The organism is Bradyrhizobium sp. UFLA05-153, assembly GCF_054185185.1.
In genome coordinates, this window is sequence record NZ_JBBIAM010000240.1 from 1 (window position 1) to 5613 (window position 5613).

Annotated in this window: 3 protein-coding genes and 2 pseudogenes; 3 read left to right on the forward strand and 2 right to left on the reverse strand. The window is 62.4% G+C overall.

The features are described 5' to 3' along the window. Window positions 1-340 (forward strand): LuxR C-terminal-related transcriptional regulator (locus Q2941_RS50440; RefSeq protein WP_458197368.1); only part of this gene is annotated, 340 nt, incomplete at its 5' end. Between the two features lie 184 nt (window positions 341-524). On the opposite strand, the pseudogene Q2941_RS50445 reads toward Q2941_RS50440, so the two are convergent. Further along, a pseudogene (locus Q2941_RS50445) lies at window positions 525-758 on the reverse strand (HlyD family type I secretion periplasmic adaptor subunit); the annotation flags it as partial. A 405-nt stretch (window positions 759-1163) separates the two neighbouring features. On the opposite strand from Q2941_RS50445, the gene Q2941_RS50450 reads away from it, so the two are divergent. After that, window positions 1164-4265, forward strand: a complete 3102-nt coding sequence (locus Q2941_RS50450) for an acetoacetate--CoA ligase (RefSeq protein WP_458197369.1) — start codon at window positions 1164-1166, stop codon at window positions 4263-4265. Between the two features lie 133 nt (window positions 4266-4398). On the opposite strand, the pseudogene Q2941_RS50455 reads toward Q2941_RS50450, so the two are convergent. Beyond that, window positions 4399-4594 (reverse strand): annotated as a pseudogene (locus Q2941_RS50455) (HlyD family type I secretion periplasmic adaptor subunit); the annotation flags it as partial. 569 nt (window positions 4595-5163) lie between these two features. Here Q2941_RS50455 and Q2941_RS50460 point away from each other — a divergent pair. Beyond that, a complete protein-coding gene (locus tag Q2941_RS50460) occupies window positions 5164-5484 on the forward strand; it encodes a sugar transferase (RefSeq protein WP_458197370.1) in 321 nt (106 codons plus the stop codon). Window positions 5485-5613 lie beyond the last annotated feature (129 nt).

Here is a 5613-nt window from a genome sequence, read left to right on the forward strand (position 1 = left end):
CAAATGCATTGCCCGAAAGATCGATATCGCCGAAGCCACTGTGAAGGTGCATGTCAAGGCGATCTTGCGCAAGATCCGAGTCCAGAACCGGACGCAAGCGGCGATCTGGGGAATGAACCATGGATCGCTGGTACGAGCGGCAAGCGGTCGCGCGCTCACAGCCGTCGATCCGGGCAGAGGGATTGCGAAGCCTCTCGAGGTGATCTCCGAGATGGAGCAGATCAACGAGCCGGCTCCATTGGTCCCCCAGTCTAGTCACGTCGCGGTACCCCCTATCGACGGTCTACTCCGCAAGGGCGTGGACCGAGGGACTCGCGCGGCGGCGCGGCTCTACAAGTAGACGCAGGGACCCGGAGACGACTGAGTCGCGCGAACGATCCCATCGCGGAGTAAGTTGCGACACTTTCGTCCCCGACGCCCAGGATGTTCCCTGCTGCACTCGCGTGAATAGCACGCGAGATCGCAGCAGGCACTCCCCTCAGGTTGACGACGCACAACGCATAGGCTGCGGGAGCCGGTCTCTTTTACCGCTCCCGCAGCGATTCCTGCTTGTACCTCGCCAGCGGCGAGAGAAGGTAGCTGATGATCGTGCGCGCGCCGGTCTTGACCTCGACCGTCACCGCCATGCCGGGGCCGAGCTTGACGAGCTTGTCCTCCACCTGCATGTGCGTGCGATCGAGTGAAATGCGCGCCGCATATTCCAGCCCCCGACCTCTTGGCTCATTGCTGGCTTGCGCCGCGCCCGGCGCGCGGTCGTTTGGTTCGAGCATGTCCAGCGCTTCACGAGTCTCATATAACTTTATTCCAACCACAACCGTGGGTTCCAGAGGTACTCCGAAAGGTCTCGCACCTGAGGCGCATTTTGCGATACGACACATGCGTCTGACCACTCCATCCTGGGCTTCCAAACACTATGCCCAGGTCGCTGCGAACTTTATCGGGAAGGCGCATGCTGCGCCGAAGATCACGTTCGGGGGGTGAGTATGGCCTCTAGTCTTGCAGATCCGGCAGGGCAGTGCGCTACGGGAACGCAATGCGCTGCGACGGAGAGGCCGAAGGGCCCCAATTCGCCAGTTTGAGGGGCTTTATAGTTGTTTAGGCTTTCGCATCAGCGACTTAACAGACAGGGAGGGAGAATGGTTGTGCCCCCTCCAGAGAAAGTCGTGTTCCGTCCTGATGACCAGGCTGTTGCGCGTTCGCAACTGAGCGCCTTCATGCGATGGTGTGAGGTCCGAACTGGCCAGCAGCTGCCCGACCATGCTGCGATGGATCGCTTCTCGGTGAAGGAGTTTCAAAGCTTCTGGCGCCTCTTCCTGGAGTGGTGCCGCGTGCCCCAGGATGGTGCGGTTGAGCCGGTCTGTGTGAGCGAGGCCTGCGAGACCGCTCGCTTTTTCCCGAATCTCTGTCTCAACTACACCGAGTGCCTCCTCGCCGGCAGTCCGGATCAGCCGGTACTGACCGCTTGCCACGCGGGCGGCCGCCGGAATACTTACACGCGCGGCGCACTTCGCGTCGCAGCCGCACGGCTGGCAAGATGGTTAGAGCGCCTGGGTGTGCGCCGTGGTGACCATGTTGTCGCGATCGCACGCAACAATGCCGAGGCGGTCATTGCGGCGCTGGCCACCGCTGCCACTGGTGCAACCTTCGCCAGTTGTGCCCCGGACATGGGCGTACCTGCTATCCTTGCGCGCTTTGCCCCCTTAGATCCGGTGGTGCTGTTCGGCTGTCTCGGGGCGGAGTCATGGGATCTGGGCGCCTCGGTGGCCGAGCGCGTCGATGGTACAGCGGCCGGCCTGCCGAGCCTCGCCGCGATCGTCGCGCTGGACGACGGCTCGCTTGTCGCCGGTGAGACAACGGTGCCACTGCACAGGCTTGCCGATCTGCTGCGCGATGCCGTTGACGGCGAGGACCGACCCGGCTGGCCGCGCCATCCGTTCAATCAGCCCCTGTTCACGATGTTCTCCTCAGGCACCACCGGCCCGCCGAAATGCATCCAGCACGGCATCGGGGGCACCCTGCTGGAGCATGTGAAAGAGCACCGGTTGCACTGCGATCTCGCCCCCGGCGACAAGCTGTTCTTCCATACTTCCTGCGGTTGGATGATGTGGAACTGGCAGCTTTCCGCGCTCGCGTCCGGCGTAGAGCTCGTACTATACGATGGGCCGCTCGAAGGGCCGGACACTTTCTGGCGGATCGTTGCCAAGGAATGTGTGACGGTCTTCGGGACCAATCCCGCCTATCTGCACTTTTGCGAGCAGGCAGGCTTCTCGCCGCGCCGGATGCTCGACCTTTCCGCCTTGCGTGCCGTGCTCTCCACCGGCTCCATCCTGTATCCCCGCCAGTACGATTGGGTCCGCGATGAGGTGAAAGCCGAGATCCCGCTGCAGTCGATCTCGGGCGGCACCGACATCATCGGCTGCTTTGTCCTGGGCAATCCGAACCTGCCCGTCCATCGCGGCGAGGCACAGTGTCGCAGCCTTGGCCTCGATGTCCGCTCGCTGCATGATGATCCGGAGGCGCGGATCGGGGAGCTGGTCTGCGCCAATCCTTTTCCCTCGCGGCCCCTTGGCTTTCACGGTGATGCCGACGGCACGCGCTTCCATGCCGCCTATTTCGCCCAGAACCCCGGCTTCTGGACGCATGGCGATTTGATCGAGGCGACGCCCCACGGCGGTTGGCGGCTGCATGGCCGATCCGATGGGGTCCTTAATGTGCGCGGCATCCGCATCGGCACCGCGGAGATCTATCGCATCCTCGCTGACATCGAGGAGATCCGCGAGGCGATGGCGGTCGAGCAGCAGGCCGAGCAGGAGCCGGGCGGCACGCGCATGGTTCTCCTGGTCGTACTGCGCAAAGGCATAGAGCTCGACAACACGCTGTCGAAGCACATTCGCTCGGAGCTTGCGCGCTGCGGCTCTCCGGCCTTCGTGCCGGCGCGCATCGCACAGGTCGAGGCGCTTCCTATCACCTTTAGCGGCAAGCGGTCCGAAGCCGCGGGGCGCGATGCGGTGAATGGCCGCCTTGCACGTAACCGTGATGCCCTGCAGAACCCGGAATGCCTCGATGCGATCACCAGTCATCCGGCTGTCGTGGCGCCAGCGGCCAGCAGCAGACCACGAGCGCCGGCGCCAGGCCACAGGGACGGCGACGGGCTGAAGGGGCAATTGCAGGCGATCTGCGAGCGCGTGCTTTGCGTCTCGCCCATCGGCTGGTCCGATAACCTTCTTGGCTTGGGCGTGGACTCACTGGTGCTGGTCAACCTGCTGCTTGAGATCGAGGACCATGTCGGGCATCCCATACCGCTCTCGGCCTTGCTGTCGGCACCCTCGATCGAAGGTTTGGCTACGGTCCTGTCGGTCGGCGCGGAGGCAGTGGCGGCGCCGCAGGCTAGTCGGTCATGGCCACAACTCCGTGCCGTGGGTCCGGACGACGAGAAGGCGGTCTGCCGCTTTCTCGAGGAGTCCTTTCCAGCTATCAAGGCCGCCACATGGCGCCGGCTGTTCCACCATGGCTGGTCCGATCACGGACACGGCTTCATGCTCCTCGATGGCGACGCAGTCGTCGGCTTCGTTGGTGCCATCGCCGCCCGGCGGCAGGTGAATGGGAAGGCAGCGGTCGTCTGCAACATCTCGTCCTGGGCCGTGCACCCGAAGTACCGCGGCGGGGGCATGGCCCTGCTCGCTGCGGTGCTGGGGGACGAGAGCCTCACCTACACGGCTTTCACGCCGGGCGCGACCTCCTGGGCTGCCCTCCTGGGGCAGCGTTTCACGCCGCTGGACTCACAGCAGATCTTCATGCCGCCAATGCTGCACGCAGAGACGCTGGTAAGGCCGAGCCGGCCGGCCATCAACTTCGATCCGGCTGTGGTCCGCGAGAGACTGACCAGCGAGCAACGACAAATCTTCGACGATCACGCGCCGTATGACTGCCTTCAGCTCACCGTCAGCGACGGGTCGGATGATGCCTATCTGGTGGTCAAGCGCCGTACGCACCTGACAGGACTGGGGCGAGTTCTGCCTGTGCGGATCCCCTATTCGGAGATTCTGCATTGCAGTGCACCCGAGCTGCTGTCGCGGCATCTCGAGCGCGTCAAGCTGGCGATCCTGCGCCGGCAATGGACGGCGGCGCTTGTCGCGGATGCGCGGCTCTTTCTGGTGCGGCCACGGGGCATGATGCGCCCGCTGCGCGCCTGTTACCGTTCCCCGGTGCTGGCGGCCGGCGAGCTCGACACGCTGTATTCAGAGATTGTGCTCTTGCCCATCTGAGGCGCATGACGGCGTGCCGCTTTGCCGCTCGGACAGCCGCGCGCACTATAGCGTGATGAGATCAGGTCGAATTGAAAAAGCCTCCACCTGCATCGCATCTTTCGATGCGATGCAGGTGGAGGTGCTCCAGCGTCTAGCGCTCCCGCAGCGCTTCGTGCTTGTACCTCGCCAGCGGCGAGAGAAGGTAAGCTGATGATCCTGCGCGCGCCGGTCTTGATCTCGATCGTCACCGCCATGCCGGGACCGAGCTTGACGAGCTTGTCCTCGACCTGCATGTGCGTGAGGTCGAGCGAAATACGCGCCGCATATTTCAGCTCCTGACCTTTCGGGGTGCGCCAAGTCGAGACACGCTGCCGGGCGCGCCGGTCAGGAACCAGAACAAGATTTCAGCGGCGTTGGCGCGTGTCATGATTGGGCCGCCGGTAGTCAGCGCCTCCGGTCAACGCCATCTCGAACACTCTCTGTATTCGTCCAAACGGCTTCCGTGCGATGGCCGCCTAGGTGCCGGATATGCTTCCGAGACTCGAACTCGCGATAACAGATGCGTCTTTTGTGGTTTGGCAGCCGATAATCGGCCTTTCGTTCTACAGGCAGCGAGATGTTGACCTCTTTGTCATAACGCACACGCCTCCATCTGTGGTCAACCAACCAAAGATCCTTCACGCAAAGGCGTTGGCACGACTACGACAAGGTGCTTTTCTGGATCCTGGATGTCCACCGGGAGAACTGGTGCCAGCTCTGGAAGCAAAATCCTGCGATAGGCGTTGGCTCGGAGAAGCCAGAGGGGGTAATCCTTCGGGGCCGTTGCACTCCGCCCCCGGCGATAGTGAGCTGGAGTAGGGATCCAGCTTTATTGCGAGCGAAACGATGACGAAGAGAGGGCTCAACGAGAGAACGCATCGATGAGCTCCCGCAGCTCTTCAATGTCCTGGCCGGCGACATGTCGATCGTAGGGCCACGTCCACATGCAACCGCCCAAAACGAGGCGTTCGCTGAGCTGATTTTGTCTTTTTTCGCCGCCACAGTGTCGAGCCCGGGGGCTAGTGGTTGGGCTCAGGTCTCAGGTCAATGGGTATCGCGGCTTCACCGATACGCTCGAGAAAATGCAGCGACGTGTGGAGCACGATCTGTACTACGTCGACAACTGTCGTTTCTATTCGATCTCCGAATTATCCTGCTGACCTTGTTTTCAAGGGAGGTCCACGTGAATGCCTATTGAGAATTTGAAAAGTCAATACTTAGACTCGTCGACCTGCCGACGAACAAGCGAGATCGGATCCTAAAACGGGGTTCGGACGATGATTCGATGCCGCCAGATAGAAGTAGCCGATCTTGATGCTATCGCCGA